17 protein-coding genes are annotated in these 17,849 nt (G+C 64.6%); 16 read left to right on the top strand and 1 reads right to left on the bottom strand.

The annotated features are described in order from the left end of the window. Nucleotide 1: 1 nt before the first annotated feature. From nifK to nifM, 12 genes are all read left to right on the top strand, one after another. Complete coding sequence (gene nifK / locus B8P98_RS09575; RefSeq protein ID WP_095032925.1) at nucleotides 2–1,564, top strand: nitrogenase molybdenum-iron protein subunit beta; 1,563 nt, start codon at nucleotides 2–4, stop codon at nucleotides 1,562–1,564. A gap of 39 nt (nucleotides 1,565–1,603) precedes the next feature. Continuing rightward, nucleotides 1,604–1,822, top strand: a complete 219-nt coding sequence (gene nifT / locus B8P98_RS09570; protein ID WP_004203557.1) for a putative nitrogen fixation protein NifT — start codon at nucleotides 1,604–1,606, stop codon at nucleotides 1,820–1,822. A gap of 10 nt (nucleotides 1,823–1,832) precedes the next feature. Next, nucleotides 1,833–2,495: a NifB/NifX family molybdenum-iron cluster-binding protein gene (locus tag B8P98_RS09565; RefSeq protein ID WP_049137988.1), complete on the top strand. Its 663-nt coding sequence runs from the start codon at nucleotides 1,833–1,835 to the stop codon at nucleotides 2,493–2,495. A 715-nt stretch (nucleotides 2,496–3,210) separates the two neighbouring features. Continuing rightward, nucleotides 3,211–4,584, top strand: a complete 1,374-nt coding sequence (gene nifE / locus B8P98_RS09560) for a nitrogenase iron-molybdenum cofactor biosynthesis protein NifE (RefSeq protein WP_012541110.1) — start codon at nucleotides 3,211–3,213, stop codon at nucleotides 4,582–4,584. Nucleotides 4,585–4,593: 9 nt separating this feature from the next. Beyond that, complete coding sequence (gene nifN, locus B8P98_RS09555) at nucleotides 4,594–5,979, top strand: nitrogenase iron-molybdenum cofactor biosynthesis protein NifN (RefSeq protein WP_025711190.1); 1,386 nt, start codon at nucleotides 4,594–4,596, stop codon at nucleotides 5,977–5,979. Beyond that, a complete protein-coding gene (locus tag B8P98_RS09550; RefSeq protein WP_025711191.1) occupies nucleotides 5,966–6,436 on the top strand; it encodes a NifB/NifX family molybdenum-iron cluster-binding protein in 471 nt (156 codons plus the stop codon). The genes nifN and B8P98_RS09550 overlap by 14 nt, the downstream gene beginning before the upstream one ends. A 194-nt stretch (nucleotides 6,437–6,630) precedes the next feature. Next, on the top strand, nucleotides 6,631–7,470 hold the full coding sequence (gene nifU / locus B8P98_RS09545) for a Fe-S cluster assembly protein NifU (protein WP_016161450.1): 840 nt from the start codon (nucleotides 6,631–6,633) through the stop codon (nucleotides 7,468–7,470). 15 nt (nucleotides 7,471–7,485) lie between these two features. Next, nucleotides 7,486–8,688 carry a cysteine desulfurase NifS gene (nifS, locus tag B8P98_RS09540; protein WP_023297938.1) on the top strand — a complete coding sequence of 401 codons (1,203 nt, stop codon included), beginning with the start codon at nucleotides 7,486–7,488 and terminating at the stop codon, nucleotides 8,686–8,688. Between the two features lie 15 nt (nucleotides 8,689–8,703). Further along, nucleotides 8,704–9,846 (top strand): homocitrate synthase, encoded by a 1,143-nt coding sequence (gene nifV / locus B8P98_RS09535; RefSeq protein WP_025711192.1) that lies wholly within the window; start codon nucleotides 8,704–8,706, stop codon nucleotides 9,844–9,846. A 2-nt stretch (nucleotides 9,847–9,848) separates the two neighbouring features. After that, nucleotides 9,849–10,106 (top strand): nitrogenase-stabilizing/protective protein NifW, encoded by a 258-nt coding sequence (locus B8P98_RS09530; protein ID WP_008804125.1) that lies wholly within the window; start codon nucleotides 9,849–9,851, stop codon nucleotides 10,104–10,106. After that, nucleotides 10,103–10,546 carry a nitrogen fixation protein NifZ gene (locus tag B8P98_RS09525; RefSeq protein ID WP_095032924.1) on the top strand — a complete coding sequence of 148 codons (444 nt, stop codon included), beginning with the start codon at nucleotides 10,103–10,105 and terminating at the stop codon, nucleotides 10,544–10,546. Before B8P98_RS09530 ends, B8P98_RS09525 begins: the two co-directional genes overlap by 4 nt. Next, nucleotides 10,546–11,346, top strand: a complete 801-nt coding sequence (gene nifM, locus B8P98_RS09520) for a nitrogen fixation protein NifM (protein ID WP_012541105.1) — start codon at nucleotides 10,546–10,548, stop codon at nucleotides 11,344–11,346. Before B8P98_RS09525 ends, nifM begins: the two co-directional genes overlap by 1 nt. A 22-nt stretch (nucleotides 11,347–11,368) precedes the next feature. Here nifM and B8P98_RS09515 read toward each other — a convergent pair whose 3' ends face one another. Further along, nucleotides 11,369–11,899 carry a flavodoxin gene (locus B8P98_RS09515; RefSeq protein ID WP_008804122.1) on the bottom strand — a complete coding sequence of 177 codons (531 nt, stop codon included), beginning with the start codon at nucleotides 11,897–11,899 and terminating at the stop codon, nucleotides 11,369–11,371. Between the two features lie 319 nt (nucleotides 11,900–12,218). Between B8P98_RS09515 and nifL the strand changes: the two genes are divergently transcribed. The 4 genes from nifL (at nucleotide 12,219) to B8P98_RS09495 (ending at nucleotide 17,360) form a co-directional block, all read left to right on the top strand. After that, nucleotides 12,219–13,703 carry a nitrogen fixation negative regulator NifL gene (nifL, locus tag B8P98_RS09510; protein WP_025714614.1) on the top strand — a complete coding sequence of 495 codons (1,485 nt, stop codon included), beginning with the start codon at nucleotides 12,219–12,221 and terminating at the stop codon, nucleotides 13,701–13,703. Beyond that, on the top strand, nucleotides 13,700–15,274 hold the full coding sequence (gene nifA / locus B8P98_RS09505; RefSeq protein WP_008804120.1) for a nif-specific transcriptional activator NifA: 1,575 nt from the start codon (nucleotides 13,700–13,702) through the stop codon (nucleotides 15,272–15,274). The genes nifL and nifA overlap by 4 nt, the downstream gene beginning before the upstream one ends. Nucleotides 15,275–15,438: 164 nt before the next feature. Continuing rightward, on the top strand, nucleotides 15,439–16,845 hold the full coding sequence (gene nifB / locus B8P98_RS09500) for a nitrogenase cofactor biosynthesis protein NifB (RefSeq protein WP_016161454.1): 1,407 nt from the start codon (nucleotides 15,439–15,441) through the stop codon (nucleotides 16,843–16,845). Further along, complete coding sequence (locus tag B8P98_RS09495; RefSeq protein ID WP_025714615.1) at nucleotides 16,845–17,360, top strand: nitrogen fixation protein NifQ; 516 nt, start codon at nucleotides 16,845–16,847, stop codon at nucleotides 17,358–17,360. Before nifB ends, B8P98_RS09495 begins: the two co-directional genes overlap by 1 nt. Nucleotides 17,361–17,849 lie beyond the last annotated feature (489 nt).

The raw sequence follows: 17,849 nt of genomic DNA, 5'->3' as shown, positions 1-17,849 counted from the left end.
CATGAGCCAAACGATCGATAAAATTCACAGCTGTTATCCGCTGTTTGAACAGGATGAATACCAGACCCTGTTCCAGAATAAAAAGACCCTTGAAGAGGCGCACGACGCGCAGCGTGTGCAGGAGGTTTTTGCCTGGACCACCACCGCCGAGTATGAAGCGCTGAACTTCCAGCGCGAGGCGCTGACCGTCGACCCGGCCAAAGCCTGCCAGCCGCTCGGCGCCGTACTCTGCGCGCTGGGGTTCGCCGGCACCCTGCCCTACGTGCACGGCTCCCAGGGCTGCGTCGCCTATTTTCGCACCTACTTTAACCGCCATTTTAAAGAGCCGGTCGCCTGCGTCTCCGACTCCATGACCGAGGACGCGGCGGTGTTCGGCGGCAACAACAACATGAATCTGGGCCTGCAGAATGCCAGCGCGCTGTATAAACCCGAGATTATCGCCGTCTCCACCACCTGTATGGCCGAGGTGATCGGCGACGATCTGCAGGCGTTTATCGCCAACGCCAAAAAAGAGGGATTTGTTGACGACAGCATCGCCATTCCTTACGCCCATACCCCCAGCTTTATCGGCAGCCATGTCACCGGCTGGGACAATATGTTCGAAGGGTTCGCGAAGACCTTTACCGCTGACTACGCCGGGCAGCCGGGCAAACAGCAAAAGCTCAATCTGGTGACCGGATTTGAGACCTATCTCGGCAACTTCCGCGTGCTGAAACGGATGATGGCGCAGATGGATGTCCCGTGCAGCCTGCTCTCCGACCCATCAGAGGTGCTCGACACCCCCGCCGACGGCCATTACCGGATGTACGCCGGCGGCACCAGCCAGCAGGAGATCAAAACCGCGCCGGACGCCATTGACACCCTGCTGCTGCAGCCGTGGCAGCTGGTGAAAAGCAAAAAGGTGGTTCAGGAGATGTGGAACCAGCCCGCCACCGAGGTGGCCGTTCCGCTGGGCCTGGCCGCCACCGACGCGCTGCTGATGACCGTCAGTCAGCTGACCGGCAAACCGATCGCCGATGCCCTCACCCTTGAGCGCGGCCGGCTGGTCGACATGATGCTGGACTCCCACACCTGGCTGCATGGCAAAAAATTCGGCCTCTACGGCGATCCAGATTTCGTGATGGGGCTGACGCGCTTCCTGCTGGAGCTGGGCTGCGAGCCGACGGTGATCCTCAGCCATAACGCCAATAAACGCTGGCAAAAAGCGATGAAGAAAATGCTTGATGCCTCGCCGTACGGTCAGGAAAGCGAAGTGTTCATCAACTGCGACCTGTGGCACTTCCGGTCGCTGATGTTCACCCGTCAGCCGGACTTTATGATCGGTAACTCCTACGGCAAGTTTATCCAGCGCGATACCCTGGCAAAGGGCAAAGCCTTCGAAGTGCCGCTGATCCGTCTGGGCTTTCCGCTGTTCGACCGCCATCATCTGCACCGCCAGACCACCTGGGGCTATGAAGGCGCAATGAACATCGTCACGACGCTGGTGAACGCCGTGCTGGAAAAACTGGACCACGGCACCAGCCAGTTGGGCAAAACCGATTACAGCTTCGACCTCGTTCGTTAACCATCAGGCGCCCCGCCGCAGGCGGGGCCAGGAGGGAGTATGCCCATCGTGATTTTCCGTGAGCGCGGCGAGGCGCTGTATGCCTATATCGCCAAACAGGATCTGGAGGCCCGGGTGCTCCAGGTCGAACATGACGAGACGGACCGCTGGGGCGGCGCGATTGCCCTTGAAGGGGGACGTCGCTACTACGTCAATCCGCAGCCGGGGCGACCCGTCTTCCCGATAAGCCTGCGCGCCACCCGCAGCACGCTGCTATAAGGAGCTGGAAATGTCCGACAACGATACCCTTTTCTGGCGTCTGCTGGCGCTGTTCCAGACGCTGCCGGAGCTGCAGCCGGTGCAAGTCGTCGACTGGCTGGCGCAGGAGTGCGGCGAAACGTTGACCCCGGCACGGTTAACCACCCTGACGCAGCCTCAGCTGGCCGCCAGTTTTCCTTCGGCGACGGCGGTGATGTCCCCGGCCCGCTGGGCGCGGGTCATCGCCTGCCTGCAGGGGGTACTGCCCGGCCATTTGCGCATCGCCCGCCCCCCTCAGCGAACGCCGCAGCTGCGGGTCGCTTTTTGCTCGCAGGATGGCCTGGCCATCAATGGTCATTTTGGCCAGAACCGGCTGTTTTTTATCTATGCCTTCGATGACCAGGGCGGCTGGCTGGAGGATTTGCGCCGCTATGCCTCTTCTTCTGCGGCGTCTGATGCCAGCGAGATGCGCGCCAGACTGCTGGAGGATTGCCATCTGCTGTTTTGTCAGGAGATTGGCGGGCCTGCCGCCGCGAGGTTGATCCGCCATCAGATCCATCCGATGAAAGCGCCGCCGGGCACGACGATTCAGGCTCAGTGCGACGCGGTAAGCGCGATGCTGGCCGGTCGGCTGCCGCCGTGGCTGGCGAAGCGCCTCAACCGGGATAACCCTCTGGAGGAACGTGTTTTTTAATCGTTGCGTTTTGCTTGTTGCCCGCCGACCCCGCGGGCCTTTTTTTGCCCCCGCAGGGGCATCCTTTCTTTCAGCAAGGCAAGCGCCGCAGGACAGGGACAAAAGTAACAGCGGGGGGTTGGGCGCATCAGGAAATGTTGTGCTTGCTGCCCGCCGACCCCGCGGGCCTTTTTTTGTCCCGCAGGGGACATCCTTTCTTTCAGCAAGGCAAGCGCCGCAGGACAGGGACAAAAGTGACAGCGGGGGGGTTGGGCGCATCAGGAAAATTGGCGAGAACGCAGGCGCGCATCCAGGACTGGCCGCCAGGACGGCGGCCAGAGGGCGGTCGAGACAAGGATGTCGAGTCCGCCCGTTCCGCCAGATGAAGCCGGAGTGGAGCGGACCGCGCAGCGGCAATTTTCAGCGCCATGCGGGGGGTCATGGGGGGCGGGCGAAACGCCCCCCATGCCGTTCACCCGCAGAGGGCGCGATGAAATAAAGAGGAAGGTCGGTGAACGGAATATTCCACCTTATCGTCGCCTCCCACCTTTCACCAATCTGCAGTAATACTGTCGCGGTAAATCCAGTTATCAGCGCGATAAATCATGCCTTCCCCCTGTTTGATTGTTGCCTTTGTCGCAAAACCCACAACCCTTTTCCCTTAAAAATCAATCTCCCTCTCCCTGGAGCGCGAATTGCATCACCTCTCCGGTCTCCCACCGTCAACGAGGTCACTATGAAGGGAAAGGAAATTCTGGCGCTGCTGGACGAACCCGCCTGCGAGCACAACCAGAAGCAAAAATCCGGCTGCAGCGCCCCTAAGCCCGGCGCTACCGCCGGCGGTTGCGCCTTCGACGGCGCGCAGATAACGCTCCTGCCCATCGCCGACGTCGCGCACCTGGTGCACGGCCCCATCGGCTGCGCGGGCAGCTCGTGGGATAACCGCGGCAGCGTCAGCGCCGGCCCGGCCCTCAACCGGCTCGGCTTTACCACCGATCTTAACGAACAGGATGTGATTATGGGCCGCGGCGAACGCCGCCTGTTCCACGCCGTGCGTCACATCGTCGACCGCTATCATCCGGCGGCGGTCTTTATCTACAACACCTGCGTACCGGCGATGGAGGGGGATGACCTGGAGGCGGTCTGCCAGGCCGCACAGACCGCCACCGGCGTCCCGGTCATCGCTATTGACGCCGCCGGTTTCTACGGCAGTAAAAATCTTGGCAACCGAATGGCGGGCGACGTGATGCTCAGGCAGGTGATTGGCCAGCGCGAACCGGCCCCGTGGCCAGACAACACGCCCTTTGCCCCGGCCCAGCGCCACGATATCGGCCTGATTGGCGAATTCAATATCGCCGGCGAGTTCTGGCAGGTCCAGCCGCTGCTCGACGAGCTGGGGATCCGCGTCCTCGGCAGCCTCTCCGGCGACGGCCGCTTTGCCGAGATCCAGACCCTGCACCGGGCGCAGGCCAATATGCTGGTGTGCTCGCGCGCGCTGATCAACGTCGCCCGGGGGCTGGAGCTGCGCTACGGCACGCCGTGGTTTGAAGGCAGCTTCTACGGGATCCGCGCCACCTCCGACGCCTTGCGCCAGCTGGCGACGCTGCTGGGGGATGACGACCTGCGCCGCCGCACCGACGCGCTAATCGCCCGCGAAGAGCAGGCGGCGGAGCAGGCTCTTGCGCCGTGGCGTGAGCAGCTCCGCGGGCGCAAAGTGCTGCTCTATACCGGCGGCGTGAAATCCTGGTCGGTGGTATCGGCCCTGCAGGATCTCGGCATGACCGTGGTGGCCACCGGCACGCGTAAATCCACCGAGGAGGACAAACAGCGGATCCGTGAGCTGATGGGCGACGAGGCGGTGATGCTTGAGGAGGGCAATGCCCGCACCCTGCTCGACGTGGTGTACCGCTATCAGGCCGACCTGATGATCGCCGGCGGACGCAATATGTACACCGCCTGGAAAGCCCGGCTGCCGTTTCTCGATATCAATCAGGAGCGCGAGCACGCCTACGCCGGCTATCAGGGCATCATCACCCTCGCCCGCCAGCTCTGTCTGACCCTCGCCAGCCCCGTCTGGCCGCAAACGCATACCCGCGCCCCGTGGCGCTAGGAGAACACCATGGCAGATATTATCCGCAGTGAAAAACCGCTGGCGGTGAGCCCGATTAAAACCGGGCAACCGCTCGGGGCGATCCTCGCCAGCCTCGGGCTGGCCCAGGCCATCCCGCTGGTCCACGGCGCCCAGGGCTGCAGCGCCTTCGCCAAAGTTTTCTTTATTCAGCATTTCCATGACCCGGTGCCGCTGCAGTCGACGGCCATGGATCCGACCGCCACGATCATGGGGGCCGACGGCAATATCTTCACCGCGCTCGACACCCTCTGCCAGCGCCACAGCCCGCAGGCCATCGTGCTGCTCAGCACCGGTCTGGCGGAAGCGCAGGGCAGCGATATCGCCCGGGTGGTGCGCCAGTTTCGCGAGGCGCATCCGCGCCATAACGGCGTGGCGATCCTCACCGTCAATACCCCGGATTTTTTTGGCTCTATGGAAAACGGCTACAGCGCGGTGATCGAGAGCGTGATCGAGCAGTGGGTCGCGCCGACGCCGCGTCCGGGGCAGCGGCCCCGGCGGGTCAACCTGCTGGTCAGCCACCTCTGTTCGCCAGGGGATATCGAATGGCTGGGCCGCTGCGTGGAGGCCTTTGGCCTGCAGCCGGTGATCCTGCCGGACCTCTCGCAGTCAATGGATGGCCACCTCGGTGAAGGGGATTTTACGCCCCTGACCCAGGGCGGCGCCTCGCTGCGCCAGATTGCCCAGATGGGCCAGAGTCTGGGCAGCTTCGCCATTGGCGTGTCGCTCCAGCGGGCGGCATCGCTCCTGACCCAACGCAGCCGCGGCGACGTGATCGCCCTGCCGCATCTGATGACCCTCGACCATTGCGATACCTTTATCCATCAGCTGGCGAAGATGTCCGGACGCCGCGTACCGGCCTGGATTGAGCGCCAGCGTGGCCAGCTGCAGGATGCGATGATCGACTGCCATATGTGGCTTCAGGGCCAGCGCATGGCGATGGCGGCGGAGGGCGACCTGCTGGCGGCGTGGTGTGATTTCGCCCGCAGCCAGGGGATGCAGCCCGGCCCGCTGGTCGCCCCCACCAGCCACCCCAGCCTGCGCCAGCTGCCGGTCGAGCAAGTCGTGCCGGGGGATCTTGAGGATCTGCAGCAGCTGCTGAGCCACCAACCCGCCGATCTGCTGGTGGCTAACTCTCACGCCCGCGATCTGGCGGAGCAGTTTGCCCTGCCGCTGATCCGCGTCGGTTTTCCCCTCTTCGACCGGCTCGGTGAGTTTCGTCGCGTCCGCCAGGGGTACGCCGGTATGCGAGATACGCTGTTTGAGCTGGCCAATCTGCTGCGCGACCGCCATCACCACACCGCCCTCTACCGCTCGCCGCTTCGCCAGGGCGCCGCTCCCCAGCCGGCTTCAGGAGACGCTTATGCCGCCCATTAACCGTCAGTTTGATATGGTCCACGCCGACGAGTGGTCGATGAAAGTCGCCTTCGCCAGCTCCGATTACCGCCACGTCGATCAGCATTTCGGCGCCACGCCGCGGCTGGTGGTCTACGGCGTCAAAGCCGACCGGGTCACCCTGCTACGGGTGGTGGAGTTCCCGGTCGCCAGCGGTCACCAGACCGAGAAGATAGCCGAGCGCATCCACGCCCTTGAGGATTGCGTCACCCTGTTCTGCGTGGCGATTGGCGAGGCGGTTTTTCGCCAGCTGCTGCAGGTGGGCGTCCGCGCCGAACGCGTCCCTGACCAGACCACCATCCTCGGCTTGCTGCAGGAGATCCAGCTCTCCTGGTATGAAAAAGCGCAGCGCCGCAGCGCGCGGCAACGCGATCCGCAGCGCTTTAACCGCCTGCTGGAGGAGCCGGAGTGGCGGGAGGAGCCCGACCCGCTCCCCTGATCCTGTCGTTTATGTGACAAAGCCCACAAAACGCCACAACAGTGTCGGCCCTGTCGGGAGCGGTTAACCCGCCAGGTCATTAACAAATAAGGTTTTTATGCGTTGGTATCGCAATTGCTTGGGGGTCAGTACCACCGCCAGTCTGCGGTGTACCGCGCCCCGGCGTTTTCGTCATCATCCCTGGAGCTGACAGCATGTGGAACTACTCCGAGAAAGTGAAAGACCATTTTTTTCATCCCCGCAACGCGCGCGTGGTCGACAACGCCAACGCGGTGGGCGATGTGGGTTCATTAAGCTGCGGCGATGCGCTGCGCCTGATGCTGCGGGTTGATCCGCAGACCGAGATCATCGAGGAGGCGGGCTTCCAGACCTTCGGCTGCGGCAGCGCCATCGCCTCCTCTTCCGCGCTGACGGAGCTGATTATCGGCCACACCCTGACCGAAGCCGGGCAGATCACCAACCAGCAGATCGCCGACTACCTCGACGGTCTGCCGCCGGAAAAAATGCACTGCTCGGTGATGGGCCAGGAAGCGCTGCGTGCGGCCATCGCCCATTTTCGCGGCGAAAGCCTTGAGGAGGAGCATGAGGAGGGCAAGCTGATCTGTAAATGCTTCGGCGTCGACGAAGGGCATATTCGCCGGGCCGTGGTGAACAACGGCCTGACCACCCTCGAGGAAGTGATCAACTACACCAAAGCCGGCGGCGGCTGCACCGCCTGCCATGAAAAAATTGAGCTGGCGCTGGCGGCGATCCTCGCCCAACAGCCGCCAGCCCCCCTGCCAGCGGAGACGACCCACGATGCGCACTGGCAAAGCGTGGTCGATACCATCAACGAACTGCGTCCTCACATTCAGGCCGACGGCGGCGACATGACGTTGCTCAACGTCACCCCGCGTCAGGTGACCGTCAGCCTCTCCGGCAGCTGCAGCGGCTGCATGATGACCGACATGACCCTCGCCTGGCTGCAGCAAAAGCTGATGGAGCGTACCGGAACTTACATGGACGTGGTGGCGGCCCCGGCCGCGGTTAACTAACCCAAGGGGGATACGATGAAACCTGTTTATCTCGATAACAACGCCACCACCCGTCTCGACCCGATGGTTCTCGACGCGATGATGCCCTTTTTAACCGACTTTTACGGCAACCCTTCGTCGATACACGATTTTGGTCTGCCGGCGCAGGCGGCCCTTGAACGGGCGCACCAGCAGGTGGCCGCCCTGCTCGGGGCCGACTACCCCAGCGAGATCATCTTTACCTCCTGTGCCACCGAGGCCACCACCACCGCCATCGCCTCGGCGGTGGCCCTGATGCCGGAGCGGCGCGAGATCATCACCAGCGCGGTCGAACATCCCGCCACTCTGGCGGTGTGCGAGCAGCTGGAGCGCCAGGGATACCTGATCCACCGTATCGCCGTGGATCAGCAGGGCGCCCTGGATATGGCGCAATTTCGGGCGGCGCTTAGCCCGCGCGTGGCGCTGGTCAGCATCATGTGGGCCAATAACGAAACCGGCGTCATGTTCCCGGTGCCCGAACTGGCGGAGCTGGCTCATGAGCAGGGCGCGCTGTTTCACTGCGACGCGGTGCAGGTGGTGGGCAAAATCCCGATGGCGCTCAGCCAGACGCGGATCGATATGCTCTCCTGCTCGGCGCATAAATTCCACGGTCCCAAAGGGGTGGGCTGCCTCTGGCTGCGGCGGGGAACGCGTTTTCGCCCGCTGCTGCGCGGCGGCCACCAGGCGCATGGCCGGCGGGCCGGTACAGAAAATATCAGCGGCATTGTCGGGATGGGCGCCGCCAGCGAGCTGGCGCAGGTTCATTTGCCGGGCATGGCGCAGATTAGCCAGCTGCGCGATCGTCTTGAACAGCATCTCCAGGCCACTATCCCGGCGGTGACGGTGATGGGCGGCAGCCAGCCGCGGGTGCCCGGCACCCTCAATCTGGCCTTCGAGTGTATCGAGGGCGAGGCAATCCTGCTGCTGATGAATCAGGCCGGGATCGCCGCCTCCAGCGGCAGCGCCTGCACCTCCGGCTCGCTGGAGCCGTCGCACGTCATGCGGGCAATGAATATCCCCTACACTGCGGCCCACGGCACCATCCGCTTCTCCCTCTCACGCTATACCCGGGAAAAAGAGATCGACTACGTCATCGCCACCCTGCCGTCGGTTATCGACCGGCTGCGCGCCCTGTCGCCCTACTGGCGACAGGGTCAGCCGCACCTGCAGGATGGCGCCTTCACGCCGGTCTACGGCTAAGGCGGGGAGACAATGATGGGACGCGTACTGATTAACGACACCACCCTGCGCGATGGTGAACAGAGTCCCGGCGTGGCCTTTCAGGCCAGCGAAAAGATCGCCATCGCCGAGGCGCTGTACGCGGCGGGGATCGAAGCCATGGAGGTCGGCACCCCGGCGATGGGCGAGGAGGAGTGCGCCCGCATCCGGCAGGTGCGCCGTCAGCTCCCGGGCGCCACGCTGATGACCTGGTGCCGGATGCAGGCGGGAGAAATTCGCCAGAGCGCCGACCTGGGCATGGACTGGGTGGATATCTCCATCCCCGCCTCCGACAAGCTGCGGCAGTACAAACTGCGCGAAGGCTTACCGCTGCTGCTGGAGCGGCTGGCGGCCCTGATCCACCTCGCCCACACCCTTGGCCTGAAGGTCTGCATTGGCTGTGAGGACGCCTCGCGAGCCAGCGACGCGACGCTGCAGGACATTGCCCACCTGGCCCGGGAGGCGGGAGCCACCCGTCTGCGCTATGCCGATACCGTCGGTATCCTCGACCCGTTCACCACCGCGGCGCAGATCACCGCCCTGCGCCGCGTCTGGCCCGGCGAACTCGAGATGCACGCCCATAACGATCTGGGCCTGGCTACCGCCAACACCCTGGCGGCGGTGCGCGCCGGGGCCACCAGCGTGAACACCACCGTGCTGGGCCTGGGCGAACGCGCGGGCAACGCGGCGCTGGAGACCGTGGCGCTCGGACTGGAGCGCTGCCTGGAGTTCAAGACCGGCGTGCGTTTCACCGCCCTGCCGGCGCTGTGCGAACAGGTGGCCCTCGCCACCCGCCGCCCGGTGGATCCCCAGCAGCCGCTGGTGGGTGAGCTGGTCTTTACCCACGAATCCGGCGTGCACGTTGCGGCGCTGCTGCGCGACAGCGAGAGCTATCAGGCGATCGACCCCGCCCTGCTGGGCCGCGGCTATCGGCTGGTGCTGGGCAAACACTCCGGTCGCCAGGCGGTTAACGGCGTCTTCGATCGGATGGGTTATCACCTGACATCAGCGCAAATTGACCAGCTGCTGCCAGCGCTCCGTCGCTTTGCCGAAAACGGCAAACGCAGCCCGCGGGATGATGAGCTGGCGGCAATCTACCACGCGCTCTGCAGCGCCGAAACGCTGCAGGCCAGGGGGTGAGTATGGAGTGGTTTTATCAGATCCCCGGCGTGGGCGACCTGCGCTCCGCCGATGCGTTCTTTCAGTTTTTCGCCGTTCCCTACCAGCCCGAGCGCCTGGCCCACTGCAGCCTGCCGGTGCTGGCCACCTTTCACCGCAAGCTGAAGGCGGAAGTGCCTCTGCTCAACCAGCTGGAGGATAACCCGCGCGCGCACTGGCTGCTGGCGCGCCGACTGCTGGCGGAGAGTTATCAGCAACAGTTCGAGGAGAACACGCCATGAGACCCCGATTTACCTTTAGCGAAGCGGTCCGCGTCGTGCGCGCCATCCGTAACGATGGCACCTATGCGGGCCTGCCGTCCGGCGCCCTGCTGGTGCGCCGGGGCAGCATCGGCTATGTCCGCGACTGGGGAGTATTCTTGCAGGACCAGATCATCTACCAGATCCACTTCCCGGACTGCGACCGGGTGGTCGGCTGTCGCGAACAGGAGCTGATTGCCGGCGATCGGCCCTGGCTGGCCGGCAATCTGCAGTATGGCGATAGCGTAATCTGTCAGACGGCGCTGGCGATGCAGGGCGAGATGGTGGTCAGCGTCGGTCAGTTGGGGCGCATCGAAGCCACCGACCGGGGCGAGCACGGCGACGGCTATATCGTCGACTTCGGCGGCCGCTGGTTCCAGGTCCCGGTAAGCGCGCTGGCGCAGGCAGAGGAGGAAGAATAATGGAGCCCTGGCAACGATTTGGCCGGCAGCGGCTGGCGCAGAGCCGCTGGAACTGCGAGCCGGCGGCCATCGCCGCGGTCGACCGGCAGGCCTTCGAGGCGGCCTGGCAGCGCCAGGCCCAGATGGAGCAGGTTATTGTCGCCCAGATTGCGCCGGAGGCGATCCCCGCCGCGCTGCAGGAGGGCCTCGCCACTTCGCTGGGCGCCTGGCTGGATGAGGGAGGATTTACGCCAGCGGAGCGGGCGGCGATCGTCCTGCACCACGCCCGGCTGGAAACCGCCTTCGCCGGGATTGCCAGCCAGGCGCCGCGGCCGGATCCCGCCACGGTGCAGGCCTGGTATCTGCGGCATCAGGCGCAGTTTATGCGCCCGGAACAGCGCCTGACCCGCCATCTGCTGCTCACCGTCGATGGCGACGACCAGACGGTTTACTCGCGCATACGGGAGCTTCATGGGCAAATCGAAGCCTCCCGCGAGGCGTTTGCGCCGCTGGCCCAGCGACACTCCCACTGCCCGAGCGCGCTGGACGGCGGACTGCTGGGCTGGATCGGCCGGGGGCTGCTCTATCCGCAGCTGGAGGAGGCGCTGTTTGCGCTGGCGGAAAATGCGCTGAGCGCGCCGGTGGCCAGTGAGCTCGGCTGGCATCTGGTCTGGTGTGAGGCCATTCGCCCTGCCGCGCCGATGACGCCTGAGCAGGCGCTGGAAAGCGCCCGCGATTACCTCAGTCAACAGAGCCAGCGCCGCCACCAGCGCCAGTGGCTGGCCGAGATGCTAGCGCGCCAGCCGGGGCTGTGCGGGTAGCCGACAGGCTACCCGCCATCGCCTACAGCAGATGCGGTTTAATCTCCTCAAGCCAGGTCGCCAGCCGCGCGTCGGTCTCGTCGAACTGGTTATCCTGGTCCAGCACCAGTCCGACAAAGCGATCCCCCTCCAGCGCCGATGAGGCGCTGAACTCATATCCCTCGTTCGGCCAGCTGCCGATCATCGTCGCCCCGCGGGCACGCAGGGCGTCGTACAGCGGCCGCAGCCCGCTGGCGAAGTTATCCGGATAGCCACGCTGATCGCCGAGGCCAAACAGCGCCACCGTTTTCCCCTGCAGGCTAACGTCGCCGAGGTTGCGGATAAACTCGGCCCACGACTCGCTCTCGCCCCCGGCCTCAAGGCCCGGCAGCTGGCCGTCGCCCAGCGTCGGCGTCCCCAACAGCAGGGCCGGGTAGGCCAGCAGGTCCGCCAGCGTGGCGCGGTTAATATTGACCGGGGCGGCGGCGGCCTCCCCCAGCTGCTTGTGGATCATTTTCGCGATCTTGCGGGTTTTACCGGTATCGGTACCAAAGAAAATGCCAATGTTCGCCATAGTACGCTCCTGTCGGAATGGTGTTGAAAAAAGGAATGACGACAGAGGTATTGCGAAGGCTGTGCCAGGTTGCCCTGCACCGCGACGGCCCATCCCTGCCCCATCAGGATCGCTTCGCATCACGATGCCGCGCGCCAAAGGCGCACCCGGCGGGGCGAAAGGTAAAAATCCGTGAATTTTCCCCCTGTCGGATCAATGTTTCGCGTGGTCGTTCCGATAAGGGCGCACACTTTGCATGGTTATCCGGGTTCGGCTTACCCCGCCGCGTTTTGCGCACGGTGTCGGACAATTTGTCATAACTGCGACACAGGAGTTTGCGATGACCCTGAATATGATGCTCGATAACGCCGCGCCGGAGGCCATCGCCGGCGCGCTGACTCAACAACATCCGGGGCTGTTTTTTACCATGGTGGAACAGGCCTCGGTGGCCATCTCCCTCACCGATGCCAGCGCCAGGATCATTTACGCCAACCCGGCGTTTTGCCGCCAGACCGGCTATTCGCTGGCGCAATTGTTAAACCAGAACCCGCGCCTGCTGGCCAGCAGCCAGACGCCGCGCGAGATCTATCAGGAGATGTGGCATACCCTGCTCCAGCGTCAGCCCTGGCGCGGTCAGCTGATTAATCAGCGTCGGGACGGCGGCCTGTACCTGGTGGAGATTGACATCACCCCGGTGCTTAGCCCGCAAGGGGAACTGGAGCATTATCTGGCGATGCAGCGGGATATCAGCGTCAGCTACACCCTCGAACAGCGGCTGCGCAACCATATGACCCTGATGGAGGCGGTGCTGAATAATATCCCCGCCGCCGTGGTAGTGGTGGACGAGCAGGATCGGGTGGTGATGGACAACCTCGCCTACAAAACCTTCTGCGCTGACTGCGGCGGCCGGGAGCTGCTCACCGAGCTGCAGGTCTCCCCTGGCCGGATGACGCCCGGCGTGGAGGCGATCCTGCCGGTGGCGCTGCGCGGGGCCGCGCGCTGGCTGTCGGTAACCTGCTGGCCGTTGCCCGGCGTCAGTGAAGAGGCCAGCCGCTACTTTATCGACAGCGCGCTGGCGCGGACCCTGGTGGTGATCGCCGACTGTACCCAGCAGCGTCAGCAGCAGGAGCAAGGGCGCCTTGACCGGCTGAAGCAGCAAATGACCGCCGGCAAGCTGCTGGCGGCGATCCGCGAGTCGCTGGACGCCGCGCTGATCCAGCTGAACTGCCCGATTAATATGCTGGCGGCAGCCCGTCGGCTGAACGGCGAGGGAAGCGGGAATGTGGCGCTGGAGGCCGCCTGGCGTGAAGGGGAAGAGGCGATGGCGCGGCTCCAGCGCTGTCGCCCATCGCTGGAACTCGAAAACCCCGCCGTCTGGCCGCTGCAGCCCTTTTTCGACGATCTGTGCGCCCTCTACCGTACCCGCTTCGATCCCGACGGGCTGCAGGTCGACATGGCCTCACCGCATCTGATCGGCTTTGGCCAGCGCACCCCACTGCTGGCGTGCTTAAGCCTGTGGCTCGATCGCACCCTGGCCCTCGCCGCCGAACTCCCCTCCGTGCCGCTGGCGATGCAGCTCTACGCCGAGGAGAACGACGGCTGGCTGTCGCTGTATCTGACTGACAACGTACCGCTGCTGCAGGTGCGCTACGCTCACTCCCCCGACGCGCTGAACTCGCCGGGCAAAGGCATGGAGCTGCGGCTGATCCAGACCCTGGTGGCGCACCATCGCGGGGCCATTGAGCTGGCTTCCCGACCGCAGGGCGGCACCTGCCTGACCCTGCGTTTCCCGCTGTTTAACACCCTGACCGGAGGTGAAGCATGATCCCTGAATCCGACCCGGACACCACCGTCAGACGCTTCGACCTCTCTCAGCAGTTCACCGCCATGCAGCGGATAAGCGTGGTGCTGAGCCGGGCCACCGAGGCCAGCAAAACGCTGCAGGAGGTGCTCAGCGTATTACACAACGATGCCTTTATGCAGCACGGGATGATCTGCCTGTACGACAGCGAGCAGGAGATCCTCAGTATCGAAGCGCTGCAGCAAACCGGCCAGCAGCCCCTCCCCGGCAGCACGCAGATCCGCTATCGCCCCGGCGAGGGACTGGTGGGGACCGTGCTGGCCCAGGGGCAGTCGCTGGTGCTGCCCCGGGTCGCCGACGATCAGCGTTTTCTCGACCGCCTGAGCCTCTACGATTACGATCTGCCGTTTATCGCCGTACCGTTGATGGGGCCCAACGCCCGGCCAATAGGGGTGCTGGCGGCCCAGCCGATGGCGCGCCAGGAAGAGCGGCTGCCGGCCTGCACCCGTTTTCTCGAAACCGTCGCCAACCTCGTCGCCCAGACCATCCGGCTGATGATCCTTCCGGCCTCACCCGCCCTGTCGAGCCGCCAGCCGCCGAAGGTGGAACGGCCGCCGGCCTGCTCGTCGTCGCGCGGCGTGGGCCTTGACAATATGGTCGGCAAGAGCCCGGCGATGCGCCAGATCGTGGAGGTGATCCGTCAGGTCTCGCGCTGGGACACCACCGTGCTGGTACGCGGCGAAAGCGGCACCGGGAAAGAGTTGATCGCCAACGCCATCCATCACCATTCGCCACGGGCTGGCGCCGCCTTCGTCAAATTTAACTGCGCGGCGCTGCCGGACACCCTGCTGGAAAGCGAACTGTTCGGCCATGAGAAAGGCGCCTTTACCGGGGCGGTGCGTCAGCGTAAAGGACGTTTTGAGCTGGCGGATGGCGGCACCCTGTTCCTCGATGAGATTGGTGAAAGCAGCGCCTCGTTCCAGGCCAAGCTGCTGCGTATCCTCCAGGAGGGGGAGATGGAGCGGGTCGGCGGCGATGAGACCCTGCGGGTGAATGTCCGCATCATCGCCGCCACCAACCGTCACCTGGAGGAGGAGGTCCGGCTGGGCCATTTCCGCGAGGATCTCTATTATCGTCTGAACGTGATGCCCATCGCCCTGCCCCCGCTGCGCGAGCGTCAGGAGGACATCGCCGAGCTGGCGCACTTCCTGGTGCGCAAAATCGGCCAGCATCAGGGGCGCACGCTGCGGATCAGCGAGGGCGCGATCCGCCTGCTGATGGAGTACAGCTGGCCGGGTAACGTTCGCGAACTGGAGAACTGCCTCGAACGATCGGCGGTGATGTCGGAGAGTGGCCTGATCGATCGCGACGTGATCCTCTTCACTCACCAGGATCGTCCCGCCAAAGCCCTGCCTGCCAGCGGGCCAGCGGAAGACAGCTGGCTGGACAACAGCCTGGACGAACGTCAGCGACTGATCGCCGCGCTGGAAAAAGCCGGCTGGGTGCAGGCCAAGGCGGCACGGCTGCTGGGGATGACGCCGCGCCAGGTCGCTTACCGGATCCAGATCATGGATATCACCCTGCCGCGTCTGTAGGCCGCGGTGTCAGGTTCAGGACATTGTCGTCAGTACGGCAGGAACGCGACAATGTTGTGCCGCAGGGACGCGGGATAACGCTTTATTTTTCAGCCAGATAAAAAATTCGTCACTGGTACGTCGTTTGCAGCAGGAAGGTATCGCCCAACCATGAAGGTACGACCATGACTTCCTGCTCTTCTTTTTCCGGCGGTAACGCCTGTCAGTCGGCGGACGCCAGCGCGTTAGCGCCGCGGGTGGCCGACAAGGTCGCCGCGCACCCCTGCTACTCCCGCAGCGGGCACCACCGTTTCGCCCGGATGCATCTTCCGGTCGCCCCGGCCTGCAATCTGCAGTGCAACTACTGCAACCGTAAATTCGACTGCAGCAATGAGTCCCGTCCCGGGGTGTCATCGACGCTGCTGACTCCCGAGCAGGCGGTGTTGAAAGTGCGCCAGGTGGCCCAGGCCATCCCGCAGTTGTCGGTGGTCGGCATAGCCGGGCCCGGCGATCCGCTGGCCAATATGACCCGCACCTTCCGCACCCTGGAGCTGGTCCGCGACCAGCTTCCGGATCTCAAATTATGCCTGTCGACCAACGGGCTGATGCTGCCCGACGCGGTCGATCGCCTGCTGGAGGTCGGCGTGGATCACGTCACGGTGACCATCAATACCCTGGATGCCGATATCGCCGGGCAAATCTATGCCTGGCTGTGGCTCGACGGCGAACGCTACTGCGGCCGGGAAGCCGGGGAGATCCTGATTGCCCGCCAGCTTGAAGGAGTCCGCAGGCTGACCGCCGCGGGAGTGCTGGTCAAGATAAACTCGGTGCTGATCCCGGGGATCAACGACGGCGGCATGGCCGAGGTCGGCCGTCGTTTGCGGGAAAGCGGCGCGTTTATTCACAATATTATGCCGCTGATTGCCAGACCGGAGCACGGCACGGTTTTTGGTCTCAACGGCCAGCCGGAGCCGGACGCCGGGATGCTCGCCGCGATCCGCAGCCAGTGCGGGGAGGTGATGCCGCAGATGACCCACTGCCATCAGTGCCGTGCCGACGCCATCGGCATGCTGGGCGAAGATCGCAGCCAGCAGTTCACCCGGCTGCCGGACCCGGACAGCCTCCCCGACTGGCTGCCCATCCTCCACCAGCGCGCCGAACTTCATGCCAGCCTCGCCACGCAGGGGGAGTCGGACGCGGATGACGCCTGTCTGGTGGCCGTGGCCTCCCGCCACGGCGAGGTCATTGACTGTCATTTTGGCCATGCCGACCGCTTCTCGATCTACAGCCTGTCGGCCGCCGGTATGGTGCTGGTGGGCGAGCGCTTTACGCCAAAATATTGCCGCGGCGAAGAGGAGTGTGATCCACAGGAGAACGAGGCCAGACTGGCGGCGCTGCTGGCGCTGCTCGCCGACGTGAAAGCGGTGTTCTGCGTGCGTATCGGCCATACGCCATGGCAGCAGCTGGAATTGCAGGGCATTGAGCCGCAGGTGGACGGCGCGTGGCGTTCGGTCGCCGAGGTGCTGCCTGCCTGGTGGCAGCGGCGGCGCCAGAGCCTGGCGGCATCGCGTCTGCGTCAGGGGGTCGCCTGATGGCGCCCGTCGACTGGTTGACCCGCCTGTGGCGATTGTATCACGCCGGAAAAGGCTGCTTTCCGCTGCGGATGGGGCTGACGCCCGCGGCATGGCGGGCGCTGCAGCAGCGGCTGGGCGAGGTGGCGACGCCGCTGGACAGCGCGACGCTGAGCCGCCGTCGGCTGATGACCGAGCTGAATGCCACCCGCGACGAAGAGCGTCGGCAGCTGGGGCAGTGGCTGACGGAGTCGATGGTGCCGGGAGCTGAACCGATGGCGCAGATCGTTGCCGAGGTGGCGCTGGCGTTTAACCATCTGTGGGAGGATCTGGGACTCGATTCGCGGGCGGAACTGGGCCGACTGATGAGCGACTGCTTTCCACAGCTGGTGGTGCAGAACGTCCACCATATGCGCTGGAAAAAGTTCTTTTACCGCCAGCGCTGCCTGCAATCGCAGGGGGAGATTGTCTGCCGATCGCCAAGCTGCGACGAGTGCCTGGAGCGCAGCCTCTGCTTCGAACCGCCGCCGCTATAAACAAGCCGTAGCCCCCTGCGGCTGACCCAACCACACTCGCGTTTTAGCGCTTTACGCGGGTTTCTGCCGGGTGGCGCTTCGCTTACCCGGCCTACAAAGCCATTTATATATCACAAGGTTAACCATCACCGTAGGCCCGGCAAGCGCCGCGCCGCCGGGCAATATATCAGGCTCCGTGCCCAGCATGTTGCCGGGTGGCGGCTACGCCTGACCCGGCCTACAGTTCCAAATCACCACTGGATCAGGGGCCGCTGAAACTGCCGGTGCTGGCGGCCTCAAAATCGCTGAGACGTTCCCGGCAGGCCGGGGCAGCCCGCATGGATGCGGGCTGAGGGCCGTGTTTTGCAGGGACGCTGCCTCGGCCCGACCCGAAGCCTGCAGGGATAAGTCGAAGGTACCACGCAGTGGCGATTTTGCCGGCCGGAGCCCGGGGGTACAGGGGGCGGCGGCGACTGGCCGCCCCCTGTGCGCTCCCTGCGCCATAAGAGA

It is taken from the genome of Klebsiella quasivariicola, from assembly GCF_002269255.1.
Classification (GTDB): domain Bacteria; phylum Pseudomonadota; class Gammaproteobacteria; order Enterobacterales; family Enterobacteriaceae; genus Klebsiella; species Klebsiella quasivariicola.
Note: the sequence above shows the minus strand (reverse complement) of the source record. Positions and strands in the feature narration are given on the sequence as shown.